Genomic DNA, 14,012 nt, shown 5'->3' on the forward strand with positions numbered 1-14,012 from the left:
AGAATGACCGATGACGTCCCGGCGTGTCGCCTTTGCCGGTTTCATTCATGAGACCAATACATTTGCTCCCACCAAAGCCACTTATGACGCCTTTCTGAAGGGATCCGGCCATCTGCCGCTCTGCCGCGGCGAGGAGATGATCGCTCTCGTCCGGGGCGCAAATACCGGTATCGAGGGCGCGCTCGATTACGCCCGGCAAGCAAACTGGGAAGTTGTTCCTATACTGCGGGCAAGCGCCGTTCCTTCTGCTCATGTTACCGAGGATGCTTTCGAGCGCATTGCCGGTGAGATCGTTGCCGGCATCGTGGCAGCGCTGCCCGTCGACGGAATCTACCTCGATCTTCATGGAGCCATGGTCTGTGAACATCTGGACGATGGCGAGGGCGAACTTCTCGCCCGCATCAAAAGCGCAGTCGGCCACGACATCCCCGTCGCTGTCAGTCTCGACCTGCACGGCAACATAACCAGGCGGTCGGTCGACGACGCCGATGTCATGATCGGCTACCGCACCTATCCGCATGTGGACATGGCCCTGACTGGCAAACGTGCCGCGGGTTTGCTTGACCGCCTGATGGATGGTGAGCGTTTTGCGAAGTCCTATTGTCAGATCGACTATCTGATCCCCATATCGTGGCAATGTACTGAGATGGAGCCGGCGCAATCCATCTACGCCCGCCTCGCAGGACTGGAGGAAGAGAAAACAATTGTCTCACTCTCCTTCTTTCCCGGCTTCCCGGCTGCCGATTTCAACGATTGCGGTGCGACTGTTCTCTCCTATGGAACGACGCAGGAAGCAGCTGATCTTGCCGCCGACGAGCTGAAGGCCCTGATCGACGCCAGCGAGCCCGCCTTTGCCGGGCGCGTCTACAGCGCTGATGAGGGCGTAAAGGAGGCAATACGTCTTGCCGCAAACGCCGCAAAGCCTGTCGTGCTTGCGGATACTCAGGACAATCCCGGGGCCGGTGGCGATTCCGATACGACCGGAATGCTGCGGGCTCTCATCGACAACGGTGCACAGAACGCAGCACTTGGCCTGCTCTATGACCCTGAGGCTGCGCTGGCAGCACAGGCAGCAGGCGTCGGCGCAACGATCCGCATCGCGCTCGGTGGAAAATCCGGCATTCCCGGTGACGAGCCGCTTGAGGCCGAGTTCATCGTCGAAGCATTGTCCGACGGGTTGACACGCGTCACCGGTCCCTACTACGGCGACACCCTGATGCGGCTTGGACCTTCAGCGTGCCTCAGGATCGGTGGCGTTCGCGTAGCCGTAGCCTCTCACAAGGTGCAGATGGCAGACCGCGGCCTGTTCCGTTATCTCGGCATTGAGCCGGAAACGTCGAGCATTCTCGTCAACAAGAGCTCGGTGCACTTCCGCGCAGATTTCGAACCGTTTGCCGAGACAATTCTCGTTTGTGCCGCACCCGGTCCAATGGCCGTTGACCCGGCTGCCCTTCCATGGAGGAGGCTTCGCCCGGGCGTCCGCCTCTCCCCTCTCTCTGCCGCCCTCTCCTGATCCGTCACTTTTTTGAATTCAAGGATACAGCAATGCCCGTTATCGAGAAAATTGCCGCCTGGCACGATGAAATGACTGCCCTTCGCCGTGATATTCACGGTCATCCGGAAATCGGTTTTGAGGAGATACGAACTTCCGCCATCGTTGCCGACAAGCTGGTGAGCTACGGCATCGAGGTGCATCGCGGCATCGGCAAGACCGGCGTTGTCGGCGTTTTGAAAGGGGCTAAGGGCAGCGGGCGTACCATCGGCCTGCGTGCCGACATGGACGCGCTGCCGATGGAGGAGCGTACCAACCTGCCTTACTCGTCGAAAATCGCGAACCGCTTCCACGGCTGCGGCCATGACGGTCACACGACCATGTTACTTGGTGCCGCGCGATACCTCGCCGAAACCCGCAATTTTGCCGGCACGGCCGTATTCATTTTTCAGCCCGGCGAAGAAGGCTGCGGAGGGGCTCGCGCCATGCTTGCAGACGGCCTGTTTGAACGTTTCCCCTGTGACGAGCTCTACGGGTTGCACAATATGCCGAACGAGGAGCCGAACAAGATCGGCATCAAGCCGGGCACCGCAATGGCCGGCGCTGATTTCTTCGATTTTCACATCAAGGGACGCGGCAGCCACGGTGCGCGTCCCGAAGGGTCCAAGGATCCCGTCATTGTCGCAACTCACCTGGTCTCGGCTCTGCAATCGATCGTGTCGCGCAACATTTCTCCACTTCGGTCAGCCGTGGTGTCGGTCACGCAGATTCATGCCGGCTCCGCCTATAATGTCGTTCCGGAAGAGGCGACAGTCTCCGGCACGGTGCGTTATCTCGACCGCGAGGTGAATGAACAGATCCGTGAGCGTATGCGCACCATCGCAGCCGGCCTTGCCGCGTCTTTCGAAGTCGAAATTGTAACAGACATTCGCAATGTTTTCGACGTCCTCATCAATACGGAAGAACTTGTAGAGGGCTTCGCTGATGCCGCCCGCGACATCGTGGGTGCAGATCTTGTCTATACGAAGGACGAGCCTGTCATGGGCAGCGAGGACTTTGCCGATATGCTCTACAAGGTGCCCGGCGTCTACTGCACCGTTGGCCATGCCGGATCGGTACAGCTGCACAATCCGGGCTTTGTTCTGGATGACAATATTCTGCCGGTTGGTGCGAGCCTTCTGGCGCGTGTCGTCGAAAAACGTCTGGCCGCCTGACGCCCATGCCCTGCCACAAGATCGGGATTGCTCCCTCCCTTGAGCGCGGGCGTCCCGTCACGATGAAACGAGCCCCCTATTATGGATTTCACCAAACTTCCCTTTGATACAGACGCCATGCTGAAGCGTCTCAGGCCCTGGATAGAATGCGAAAGCCCGACATTCGATGCTGCAGCCGTGGATCGCATGATGGATCTTGCTGCCACCGATTTCGCAACAATCGGTGGCACAATAGAACGAATCCCCGGCCGTATGGGACTTGGCGGCAGCCTTCGTGCACGTTTTGGCGACACCCGCGACACGCCCGGAATTCTCGTCTCCGGTCATCTCGATACGGTTCATCCGGTTGGCACGCTGAAAGAACTCCCGTTTCGTATCGAGGATATACGTGCCTACGGCCCGGGCATACTCGACATGAAGGGTGGCAACTTTCTGGTCTTCGAGGCAATGAGGCAGCTTCTGAACACGGGTATCGGCACCCGCCTGCCGGTCACCGTCTTGCTGACCCCCGACGAAGAGATCGGCACACCATCGACGCGGGACCTGATCGAGGCTGAGGCCCGACGCAACAAATACGTGTTGGTTCCCGAACCGGCACGGGAGGAGAACGGGGTGGTCACCGGTCGCTATGCCATCGCCCGCTACAACCTGGTGGCCCGTGGCACACCCTCGCATGCCGGCGTTTCGCCGAAATCCGGGCGGTCTGCAATTCGCGAAATGGCCCGCAGGGTGATTGAAATAGATGCAATGAGCGACGACGACTGCACTTTTTCCGTTGGCGTCATGCATGGCGGGCAATGGGTCAATTGTGTCTCTTCGCTGTGCACGGCCGAGGCGCTGTCCATGGCGAAAACCGATGACGATCTCGCGTCCGGTGTCGCCCGAATGCTCAATTTGTCAGGGGTGGAAAACGAGGTGGAGTTCTCGGTCACCTGCGGCGTCACCAGACCCGTCTGGCCACCGGACCGTCCGGAAACCATGGCGCTTTACGAAAAGGCTCGTTTGCTTGCCGACAGTCTTGGGGTTTGCCTTCCCCACGGCAGTTCAGGCGGCGGTTCCGACGGCAATTTTACGGGCGCGCTCGGCATTGCCACGCTCTGTGGCCTGGGGCTGCGTGGCACAGGTTATCACACCCTCGAAGAGCACATCGAAATTGACAGCCTGATCGATCGCGGCAGGCTGATGGCCGGACTTCTGGCGACGCTGGATTGAGGACAGAGTAATGACAGGCGACATCACCCGGCTCTCCGCAGCCGCGCTTTCCAGGGCAATCCACCTGCGGCAGGTTTCCTGCCTCTCGGTGATGGAAGCCTATCTCGATCGCATCGACAGCCTCAATCCAGCCGTGAATGCGATCGTCTTTCGTCGACCGAGCACAGAGTTGCTGGAGGAGGCGCGCGCCTGTGACCGGGAACTTGAGGAAGGGCGCTCGCGCGGCTGGATGCACGGGTTTCCCCAGGCGGTAAAAGATCTCTCCGAAGTTCAGGGCCTGCCGTGCTCCTGGGGGTCGCCGCTCTTTGACAATTTTGTTTCCACCGCCGACAGTCTCCATGTGGAACGTGTTCGCGCCGCCGGCGCGATTTTCATTGGCAAGACCAACACGCCCGAATTTGGCCTTGGGTCCCATACGACCAACCCTGTCCATGGCCCAACCCGAAACCCCTATGACAGGACCAGAAGCGCCGGCGGTTCTTCCGGTGGCGCGGCGGCGGCGCTCGCATGCCGGATGCTGCCGGTCGCAGATGGCTCTGATATGATGGGCTCGCTGCGCAATCCTGCCGCCTTCAACAACGTTGTCGGCTTCCGGCCGAGTTTTGGGAGGGTTCCAGGCCCAAAAGGGAACGAGCTTTTCCTTGGCCAGCTTGCCACTTCAGGCCCCATGGGCAAGACGGTGGAGGACGCCGCTTTGCTTCTCGCAACACAGGCAGGTTATGACCGGCGCGACCCGCTATCCCTGGCGGACGAAAGTCTCGCAATCCGAGGTCCTGCAACGACACAGGGAATGAAAGTCGCCTGGTTTGGTGATTTCGGTGGATATCTTCCCTTTGAGCCCGGGGTTCTGGATGTCGATCGCAAGGCTCTCGCCGTCCTGGCGAACATGGGCTGCGATATCGATGAACTCGTGCCGGATTTCGAACTGCCGAAACTCTGGGAAGCGTGGATGACGTTGCGCAGCTTCAGCGTGACCCACGGCCTGCGCGCCTTTTATGACCAGCCGGAAACACGGTCGCTTCTCAATCGGCAACAGATGTTTGAATTCGACATCGCGCTTTCGTGCAGTGCCGCCGATGTCTTTAATGCGTCCGTCGTCCGGACAGCCTGGTACCAGTATCTCTGCAGATTGTTTGAACGGTACGATTTTATTTTGATGCCGAGTGCACAGGTATTCCCTTTCGATATCGATCTCTCGTGGCCGACCGAAATCGACGGAAAAGCCATGGACACCTATCATCGCTGGATGGAGGTCGTAATCGGTCCCACGCTGGCTGGACTTCCCGTGGCGGCCGTTCCCGCGGGATTCGGGGTTAACGGGTTGCCGACTGGTATACAGCTGGTGGGACCACCACGCAGTGACCGGGCAACCCTTGAATTTGCACTGGCGTATGAGCAGTCAGCTGACATCCAGACGGGTGATGCGGTCATGTAAACCCCTTTGGCGCTCCGGGGCTTTCTTTGAAGCGCGAGCCGGTCTGAGACGGATAGCTTATGCGGCTTGTAGCAAGTAATATCGTCTCGTTGGACCGGGTCCTGCGTTCAATTGCAGATCCATGAGTATGGTTTCTGTTGCATCCCGGGCTTCCGTCTGTTCGGAACAACACATCTCTGCCATTGCCTGTAGCGGCTGAGGCGCTATCATGGGAGTGCTGTGGGGCGCTAAGCTTTGGGAGGAGCGATACGTGAGACGGATGTGGCCAGATGAATTTGCCTTTCTGCTGGACGATGCGGAAGAGGTCGACTTGCATATTCCACCGGTGGCACATGAGGATGGATCGCCGGGAAAAACCATTTCCAGGAAAGCCTTGAAAGTTCGTATCAGCCAGCAGGACTTCGAGAAAATTTGGCCGCTTGCCGAGGCTCGCTATCGGTTGAACGGCAGGTTTGCGGGCAAGGCCATTACGCTGATCGCCAATAATCCCCATTACCAGAAGTGGCATCCCTCCGATGGCGGCAGTGTCGAAAGCGTGTCGGATAGCGGTCAAAAATACACCACGCCTTATGTGATCGTGCACTTTCTGCTGGATGATGTCCGCGAGCCTGTCGAGGTTTAGTTCGCAGAGCCGGCTCTGTCGTCAGGTAGCCCCGGCCTTTCATGGCATCGCGATATTGGCGTTGCGGGAATAGTGTCTCGCTTCAAAAGCTCTCGCATATGATCGAACGATCGTTGAAGATTGAGGCAGCCATGGTATGAAAACGGGAGACGCGGCCGCTGGCCGCGCCCTTCGGGTTCAGAAGCCGCTTTTTGCAAGAAATGCCCTGCTGGCTGCCAGATCATCGAGAATGCTGCCAGTATTACGCGGGTCGCGTTCCTGTTCGATGGTGATATAGCCGCCATAACCAAGTTCGGTCAGGAGGCTGCGGATGGCTGGATAGTTAATCGAGCCGCGGCCGATCGGACACATCACGCCCTTGGCGCAGGCCTCGAAGAAGCGGATGCGCTCCGCCATCACTTCCTGAAAGACCGCGGCGTCGATATCCTTGAAATGAATGTAGTCGACGCGATCCCAATAGCGGCGCAACGTGGCGACGGGGTCCATGCCGGAATAGGCCATATGGCCGGTATCGAGGCAGAGACCCGCAAGATCTGCGGGAATGTCCTCAACGATCTGCTGCAACTCATCGGCAAACTCGATGTAGCCGCCGGCATGGGGATGTAAGGTGGCGCGCACGCCATATTTGTCCCGGGCGAGCGTTGCGATGGCCCGGATGTTCTCGACCATGCCCCGCCAGGCGGTTTTATCGAGACGTGGCGCGCGGTCAGAATGTCCGGCGGCATAATCACGCTCGTCATGGCCCCAGTCCATCACCGTCAGATAGGGGGCGGAAAAGCGTTGGCCTGCATGGGTTTCCGGCTTTGGCAGGCGCGTTATCAGCGCGCAGATCTCCTCAGTCTGGCGTAGCAGATTGTCGCGATTTCCGGGTGAGACCAGATCGTCGAAGATGGTGCCGGCGACGATCTTGAGGCCTCGTTCATCCAGCGCCTGCGAAACGCGCCTGAGGTCGAGCGGCAGATAACCGTAGGGGCCGAGTTCAAGACCGCCGAAACCGGCTGCTTTCGCTTCGTCCAGCACCCTTTCCCAATGGGGAAGATGCGGGTTCTTGACGTCGTCGACGCCCCAGCAGCAGGGAGCGGTGGTGATGGTGATCGGGTTGGTCATTTGATCCTCATGGCGGCAGCGGCATCGGCCTGTTCTCTAGCCCGGTGCAACGTCTCAGCGGTTGATGGCAGCTTGCAGGGCAACGATGGAGGGCCGCCTGTCCGCTTGGTGAATATGGTGAAATCTTCACTTGAAGGCTGACCCAGCCGGAGGAGGATTGATCCGGAATGCCCTTAATCCATTATGCGAAATCGACCCAGGTGGCACCGGCATCGGCCGAACGAACGCAGTTTTCCAGCCAGCGGACGCCTTCTGTGCCGGCTGCGATGCCGGGATAGTGATGGGTCTTGAGAAAAGCCCTGTCACCGCGATTGGCCGCATCGATTGCCTGGGCGATCCAGAGGTAAATGTTCGACCAGCTATCACCGAGACCTTCGGTGTGCAGCGCGCCCATACGATCGATAGCAAGGCTCTCGTCTTCCAGATACGGCATGCCGTGATGCAGGATACACTCCGGCTCGCCCTGAACCTGATAGATCAGCTGATCGGGACGCGAATCTGACCATTCAAGCGACGCCCTGGAACCGATGAAGCGGTAACGCTGCGACCCCATATTGCCGGCATTGACGGAAGAAACCCACAGACGCCCGCGTGCGCCATTATCATAATGCATGAGAACCGTCGCATGGTCCTCCAGCGGCGCCCGCGTCGGGATGAAGGCCTTCCGGTCGCAAAGCAGTCGTTCCACCTTCATGTGCGGCAGCACGATTTCCGAGAGATAATAGAGATGCGTACCGATATCGCCGAGCACGAAGGTCGGGCCAGCGGTACGGGGATTGGTACGCCATTTGACGGCCTCGCCAGCGCCCACATCGTCGCCGGCATTGAAGCCGTGGGTATATTGCAGATCGACGATGCGGATATCGCCCAGCATCCCCTTTTTGACCATGGCCGCCATCTGGTGCACCAGCGGATGGCCGGTATAGCCATAGGTGACGCCGACGATCAGTCCCTTCTGTTCGGCCAGTCGCGCCACCTCGTCACATTCTGCAACGGTGAAGAATAACGGTTTTTCGCAGATGACGTGCAGCCCGGCTTCAAGGCAGGCCTTGGTGATCTCGTAATGGGTAAAGTTGGGGGTGGCGATGGAGACGACGTCAATACCGTCTTTGCGCGCGGTTTCGCCAGCTATCAGTGCCCTGTAATCCGGATAGCAGCGTTCCGCCGCCACGCCGAGATTGACGCCGAAATCGCGGCCCATTTCGGCATCCAGGTCGAAGGCGCCGGCGACGAGCTGGTAATTGCCATCGCGCAGGGCGCCGGTGCGGTGCTTGTATCCTACCTGTCCCGTGCGGCCGCCGCCCACCATGGCCCAGCGCAGCGGTCGCGAAATCAGTCTTTCTCCATTGATCATGTCGATCGTCTTTCCATCGGATGTTTCGAATGGCGTAGCCAGAGGCAGGTTCTGCCTGGGCACCAGCACCGGTTTGTCGCGTTATTTCTTGAAATAGAGGTCGATATAGTCCTGCATCTTGGCGCGCATGAACCGGCTCGATTCATCCGCCCTGTCTTCCCAGGCGAAGACGCAGGAGGTCATGATGCCGTCGAAACCGATTTCAGCGAGCGTGCCGAAGAAGTCGTCCCATGGCACTTCGCCCTGGCCGATATTCAGGTGCTGGTGCACCCTTGCCTGTGTACCGGGCGGGTTGAGAATGTAGCGGAGCCCAGAACTTGCCCTGTGGTTGAAGGTGTCGCCGACATGCACATGGGCCAGCACGTCCTTGGCTTCCCGAAGCATCGCCTTGGTGTCGTCGCCGAAATAGAAGGTGTGTGGCGCGCAATAGAGGAATTTGACGTTCCTGGAGTTGACCGTGCGGATGATATCAAGCGCCGGCTGCAGCGTTTCGCACCAGTCTTCCGGATGCGGCTCGACATGCAGGCTGATGTTCTCGCGCTCGAAGATCGGTACCAGCTCTTCCATCGAGCGCCACCATGCATCCTCGCAGGCCTCGATCATCGAACCCGTATGGCAGCAATAACATGAGCCCTTGTCGGGATGCGGTCCGCGGCCGAACTCCGAGTTCATCGTGTCGACCTCAAGTTCGATTGCGATCTCGATAGCGCGTTTCCAGTGCTTGACCGCTGCCTGCCGCTCGATTTCATCATTGGAGGCCCAGCGATACATTGGCAGCAGCGCGGCGATGCCGACATCGGCGTCTTTCAAAGCCTTCTTGAAGGACCTGATACGTTCGGGAAACACGCGCGGCGCCTTGAACCATTCGAGGAAATCGGCGCGCGGGCTGAGTTCGATCCAGTCGTAACCTAGCTCCTTAACTTTGGCGGGCAGCTCATCGAGGCTGGTGAAACGGTGCATGTGGGGGTCGATGGCGATTTTCATTGATCTTGATCCTTCTTATGTCTCGACCGGATGGCGAGGGCGGATGGCCGCAAAGGCACTGGACGCCATCACAAGCGACGCGGTTCGTATCGCGAAAGATTTTCTGAAAAATGCCATTGCTTCCTCCCCGCCCATCCTCCCGATGGGCCTGAATGACAGGCCGATTTATATCTTTCATTTTCGCGGAAATGGAATTTATATTTCATTTGGCGTTGCATTTCGTATCATTTCATGTCATTCATCAATGATACGATTGAGGGCGCCATGAATCGACCCACCATTGCCGATCTTGCGAGAGCCGCGGGCGTCAGCATCTCCACTGTCAACCGGCTGCTGCACGGTTCGAGCGCCGTACGTCAGGATACGATCGACCAGATTCTCAAGGCGGCGCAGGAGATCGGGTTTTATGGTCTGGGCACCATCAAGGACCGAAGGCGCGAGGCCTTGCCACATTACAGGCTGGGCTTCCTGCTGCAGCAATCCCACCGGCCGCTTTACCGCCTTTGGGGAGAAGGGATCGTCACTGCCGCACATCAGAGGCTGGAAAGCGTCATCGAGCCGGACGTGGTTTTTGAGGACGATCTTTCACCGGAGGCCGTTTCCGCCAATCTCCTGAAGATGGGGCAGTCCTGCAACGCAATTGCGGTTGTGACTGCCGATCACCCGCTGGTGAGCCAGGCCATTGATGAGTTGCGGAGCAAAGGTGTTCCCGTGGTGACCTATGTGTCCGATCTGTCAGCGGCGAGCCGGGCGGGTTTTGTCGGAACCGACAGCTGGAAACGCGGCCGGACGGCCGCTTGGTTCCTCAGTCAGACCGTGAAAGGCGAGGGGGTGGTCGTGCCCCTGATCGGCAGCAACCGTTATCAGTGCCAGGATGTTTCAGATGCCAGTTTTCGCTCCTACATGCGCGAGAACACGCCGGAACTGCAGGTAGCGGAAACACTGCTGACCCATGAAGAGCCGGAAAATGCCTATGCCGTCATTCGGGACATCATTGCTGCCGAACCAGGGCTCAGGGGGGTATATGTCAATGGCGGCGGCATATCGGGCGTCTTGCGGGCGCTCAGGGAGCTGCCTGCAGAGAAACAGCGCGGCATAAAGATCGTCTGCAACGATATCGGCCCGGAAACGCGCAAGGGCTTGAATGAGGGGCTGATTACCGCTTCGCTGCCACTGCCCCTCGACAGGATGCCGCAACAATTGATAGACGTGATGTTGCGGCGCATCGAGAACGCGGATTCGTCTTCCGTCGAACAGCGGATCGTGCCTTTTGAAATCCTGACGCCCGAAAGCATCTGGACATGATCGCAGGGTAGCGGGAATTCAAAATTCTCTAACCGCGTGAAATTACCGATTGGGAAAAGCCAATCCACACCAAGGCCGGTGGTGCGCGCGCCTGTTACGATACGTGGTGAAGAATGGCAGCGGTCGGTGGCACGGTGCGAGAACGCGGACGCTTTTCGTAGTCGGCTTTTTATGGGCAACCATGCTTACCGCAGAACCGAAGAGAGAAACTCGCGGGTCCGCTCTTCTTTCGGCTCTCCAAAAATTTCCTCCGGCTTTCCCTGTTCGCAGATGCGCCCCTTGTCGAAGAAGCAGACCCTGTCCGATACCTCACGGGCAAAGCGCATTTCGTGGGTGACAAGCAGCATCGTCAGATCGTGCTCATGCGCGAGATCGCGGATGACGGAGAGCACTTCGCCCACCAGCTGCGGGTCTAGCGCCGAGGTCGGCTCATCGAAAAGCAATACACGCGGGCGCATGGCGAGCGAGCGGGCGATGGCGACACGCTGCTGTTGTCCGCCGGAAAGCTGAACCGGATAATGATCTTTCTTGTCCGCAAGCCCCACCATTTTCAATAGTTCGATCGCACGCGCCTCAGCCTCTCCACGGGCGATACCCAGAACACGCACCGGCGCCTCCACGATGTTGCGCAGCACGGTCATATGCGGAAAGAGATTGAAGCTCTGGAAAACCATGCCGACGTGGTTGCGGATCTGGCGCAGGTGTTTTTCCGAGGCCATGAAGGGGCCCTTGCCTCCCGGCTCATGGTAAGACATGTCAGCCAGCGTCAGTTTTCCCTCCTGGAAGGGTTCGAGTGTCATGAGAATGCGCAGGACCGTCGACTTGCCGGAGCCGGAAGGGCCGATGAGGGTGACTTTTTCACCCTTTGCCACGCTGAAATTGAACTGGTCGAGCACCGTCAGAATGCCGAAGCGTTTCGTGACATCCGAAAATTCGATGAGTGGCTGATTGGTGGTGTTGGTCATCGCAAGGGTATTCCTGCTTTTGGGAGCGCCCTTTGCAGGCGGCTGAGGCCTGCCGAGCAGATTATGGTCAGAAGGAGGAAGATCAGGCCGACAAGCGTCAGCGGCACCAGATATTCGAAAGTTCGCTCGCCGATCATGTTGGCAAGCCCCATCATTTCAAGAACCGTGACGACTGAAAGCACCGGCGTTTCCTTGATCATGGCAACCAGATAGTTGCCCATGGCCGGAACAATGCGGGGAACGGCCTGCGGAATGATGATGTCCGTGTAGGTCTGCATGCGCGTCAGGTTAAGGGCGGTCGCCGCCTCCCACTGGCCGTGATGCACCGCTTCGATGCCGCCGCGATAGACTTCGGAGGTGTAAGCCGCATATTGCAGGCCGAGCGCCAGCGCGCCGGTCAGAAACGCCGGCAGGACGATGCCGAAATCCGGAAGCACGTAATAAAGGAAGAACAGCTGCACCAGAAGCGGCGTGTCGCGAAGGAATTCGACCACCAGCGCCGTCGGCCAGGAGATCATCTTCACCCGGCTGCGGCGCAGCAGGGCGAAAACGAGACCCAGAACAAGCGCAATCGCGAAGCCGGCGGTGGCCGCCTTCAGCGTTACCGTGAGCCCAATCAGAATGATGGGCAGGATGGAGGTCGTGTAGGTGAGCCAGGTGGTCGTGTCCCATTCGTAACCATACATCATGAGAAGATATCCTTACGAATGGCGCGTGCGCGGGAAGACGTTGCCACGGCGCACGAAGCGTTCGATCACCCGGATGAGGACCATCAGGATCAACGACATCGCGAAATAACAAAGCAGCGTAATCGAATAGATGCTGGCGCTATCGAGCGTGAGGTTGCGGATCGACTGCGCCGCGAAGGTGAGGTCGGCAATCGAGATCAGCGAGACAAGCGAAGAAAGCTTCAGCGTCTCGATGGCGAGATTACCGAAGGCCGGCATCATCTCAACGACAGCTTGCGGCAGCGAAATGCGAAACAGCGTCTGCATACGCGTGAAGTTCAGTGCGCGTGCGGCTTCCAGCTGCTGCACCGAGACGGACGACAGCGCGCCGCGAACGATTTCCGCTCCGTAACCACCGGCGTGGGCGGCAAGCACCAGCACCCCTGTCGTGATCGGATCGAAACTCAGCCCGACCAGCGGCAGGGCATAATAGAACCAGAATAGCTGAACCAGCAGCGAGGTGCCGCGGAACACTTCCGTATAACAGAGCGCGATTGCCGACAGGATGGGTCCGCCCTCGACGCGCAGAATGCCGAAGAAAAAAGCGAGTACGGTGCCGACGACAAGTGCTGCCACCGTAATCGTCATGGTGACGACGGCGCCTTGCCACAACATCGGCAGATAGGCAGTCATGTCCATCTGGAGTTTTCCCGAATTCCCGAGGAACGGCGCCCGGTTATGCCCGGGCGCCGGCTGGCATTATTTGCCGGCGCAGAGATCGGCGACCTTCTTTTCGGCCGCTGCCGCGATACTCTGTTCGGAGAGACCGTATTTGGCGAGGATTTTCTTGTAGTCGTCGGTCTTGCGGAATTCGACCAGGGCAGCGTTGAAGGCGTCACGCAGTTCCTTGTCTTCCGGGCGGAAAGCGAAACCGCCGTAGTTGCGCACCGGCGCATCCTTCACGACCGGATCGGTGAAAGGCTTTACCTGCTCGACGTTCGCCTGACCCTTGGCGAGTTCCGAAACCGTCAACTCCGTGGCCGCATAGGCGTCGGCGCGGCTCTGCACGGTTGGGATGGCATCGGCATTGGCTGGGATGAAGACGATCTGTTCTTCCTTCACGCCAACGGCGCGCAGGAAGTCGACATTGTTCGCGCCCGACACGACGGCCACCTTCAACGAAGGGTCCTTTGCGATATCGGCGTAGGTGGTCAGCTTTTTCGGATTACCTTTCTTCACCAGCAGGCCTTCGCCATAGGATGAGTTCGGCTCGGTGAAGGCAACCTGTTTGCAGCGCTCGGGCGAGATATTCTGTTCTGCGGCCGCAAAATCGAAGCGACGGGCCTTGAGGCCGGGGATCAGCGTGCCAAAGGGCGTCACCGTCCAGTTGACCTCTTCGATGCCCATCGATTTCAAAACCGCATTGGCCACATCCGGGCCGATGCCAGCGGAGGTGCCATCCGGCTGCATGTAGGAATAGGGCACTTCATTAGCCGTGGCGGCGCGAATGTAGCCCTGGCTTTTGACTTCTTCGACGGTGAGCGCGCTGGCTGACGTCACGCCGATGGTAAGGGCGAGGGCGGAAAGGCCGGCGAATTTGGTGATCTTCATGTTCTAACTCCTCTGGTTGGGTTGCGTGGCCCGTTTTCGGATC

14 protein-coding genes are annotated in these 14,012 nt (G+C 58.8%); 7 read left to right on the forward strand and 7 right to left on the reverse strand.

The window, feature by feature from the left end:
- Positions 1-10 precede the first annotated feature (10 nt).
- From ACZ47E_RS14325 to ACZ47E_RS14345, 5 genes are all read left to right on the forward strand, one after another.
- Positions 11-1,513, forward strand: a complete 1,503-nt coding sequence (locus ACZ47E_RS14325) for a M81 family metallopeptidase (RefSeq protein ID WP_004437424.1) — start codon at positions 11-13, stop codon at positions 1,511-1,513.
- Positions 1,514-1,545: 32 nt separating this feature from the next.
- The gene (locus ACZ47E_RS14330; protein WP_112637371.1) at positions 1,546-2,706 is read left to right on the forward strand and encodes a M20 aminoacylase family protein; all 1,161 of its coding nucleotides are present in this window, start codon (positions 1,546-1,548) and stop codon (positions 2,704-2,706) included.
- An 81-nt stretch (positions 2,707-2,787) separates the two neighbouring features.
- Positions 2,788-3,918: a M20/M25/M40 family metallo-hydrolase gene (locus ACZ47E_RS14335; protein ID WP_278067740.1), complete on the forward strand. Its 1,131-nt coding sequence runs from the start codon at positions 2,788-2,790 to the stop codon at positions 3,916-3,918.
- Between the two features lie 10 nt (positions 3,919-3,928).
- Positions 3,929-5,353, forward strand: coding sequence for an amidase (locus ACZ47E_RS14340; RefSeq protein WP_278067739.1), 1,425 nt, complete (start codon positions 3,929-3,931; stop codon positions 5,351-5,353).
- 259 nt (positions 5,354-5,612) lie between these two features.
- Positions 5,613-5,975 (forward strand): hypothetical protein, encoded by a 363-nt coding sequence (locus tag ACZ47E_RS14345; RefSeq protein ID WP_034500166.1) that lies wholly within the window; start codon positions 5,613-5,615, stop codon positions 5,973-5,975.
- 177 nt (positions 5,976-6,152) lie between these two features.
- Here the strand turns inward: ACZ47E_RS14345 and ACZ47E_RS14350 are convergent, their stop codons facing one another.
- From ACZ47E_RS14350 to ACZ47E_RS14360, 3 genes are all read right to left on the reverse strand, one after another.
- Positions 6,153-7,082, reverse strand: a complete 930-nt coding sequence (locus ACZ47E_RS14350; RefSeq protein WP_113344263.1) for a sugar phosphate isomerase/epimerase family protein — start codon at positions 7,080-7,082, stop codon at positions 6,153-6,155.
- A gap of 181 nt (positions 7,083-7,263) precedes the next feature.
- Complete coding sequence (locus tag ACZ47E_RS14355; protein WP_278067738.1) at positions 7,264-8,436, reverse strand: Gfo/Idh/MocA family protein; 1,173 nt, start codon at positions 8,434-8,436, stop codon at positions 7,264-7,266.
- Between the two features lie 81 nt (positions 8,437-8,517).
- Entirely contained in the window at positions 8,518-9,420 is a 903-nt protein-coding gene (locus ACZ47E_RS14360; RefSeq protein WP_037090498.1) for a sugar phosphate isomerase/epimerase family protein, read from the reverse strand.
- Here ACZ47E_RS14360 and ACZ47E_RS14365 point away from each other — a divergent pair.
- Positions 9,407-9,688 carry a hypothetical protein gene (locus ACZ47E_RS14365; protein WP_139786391.1) on the forward strand — a complete coding sequence of 94 codons (282 nt, stop codon included), beginning with the start codon at positions 9,407-9,409 and terminating at the stop codon, positions 9,686-9,688. The genes ACZ47E_RS14360 and ACZ47E_RS14365 overlap by 14 nt on opposite strands.
- Positions 9,685-10,725, forward strand: coding sequence for a LacI family DNA-binding transcriptional regulator (locus ACZ47E_RS14370; RefSeq protein WP_006699964.1), 1,041 nt, complete (start codon positions 9,685-9,687; stop codon positions 10,723-10,725). Before ACZ47E_RS14365 ends, ACZ47E_RS14370 begins: the two co-directional genes overlap by 4 nt.
- 185 nt (positions 10,726-10,910) lie before the next feature.
- Here ACZ47E_RS14370 and ehuA read toward each other — a convergent pair whose 3' ends face one another.
- Genes ehuA through ehuB form a run of 4 tightly spaced genes read right to left on the reverse strand, consistent with a single transcriptional unit; the run spans position 10,911 to position 13,969 of the window.
- Positions 10,911-11,690, reverse strand: coding sequence for an ectoine/hydroxyectoine ABC transporter ATP-binding protein EhuA (gene ehuA, locus ACZ47E_RS14375; RefSeq protein ID WP_006699965.1), 780 nt, complete (start codon positions 11,688-11,690; stop codon positions 10,911-10,913).
- A complete protein-coding gene (ehuD, locus tag ACZ47E_RS14380) occupies positions 11,687-12,379 on the reverse strand; it encodes an ectoine/hydroxyectoine ABC transporter permease subunit EhuD (RefSeq protein ID WP_112416534.1) in 693 nt (230 codons plus the stop codon). The genes ehuA and ehuD overlap by 4 nt, the downstream gene beginning before the upstream one ends.
- A gap of 12 nt (positions 12,380-12,391) precedes the next feature.
- On the reverse strand, positions 12,392-13,057 hold the full coding sequence (ehuC, locus tag ACZ47E_RS14385) for an ectoine/hydroxyectoine ABC transporter permease subunit EhuC (protein WP_022563364.1): 666 nt from the start codon (positions 13,055-13,057) through the stop codon (positions 12,392-12,394).
- A gap of 60 nt (positions 13,058-13,117) precedes the next feature.
- A complete protein-coding gene (gene ehuB / locus ACZ47E_RS14390; RefSeq protein WP_004437452.1) occupies positions 13,118-13,969 on the reverse strand; it encodes an ectoine/hydroxyectoine ABC transporter substrate-binding protein EhuB in 852 nt (283 codons plus the stop codon).
- Between the last annotated feature and the right edge of the window lie 43 nt (positions 13,970-14,012).

The sequence above is a fragment of the Agrobacterium sp. 5Ca39 genome, from assembly GCF_055382365.1.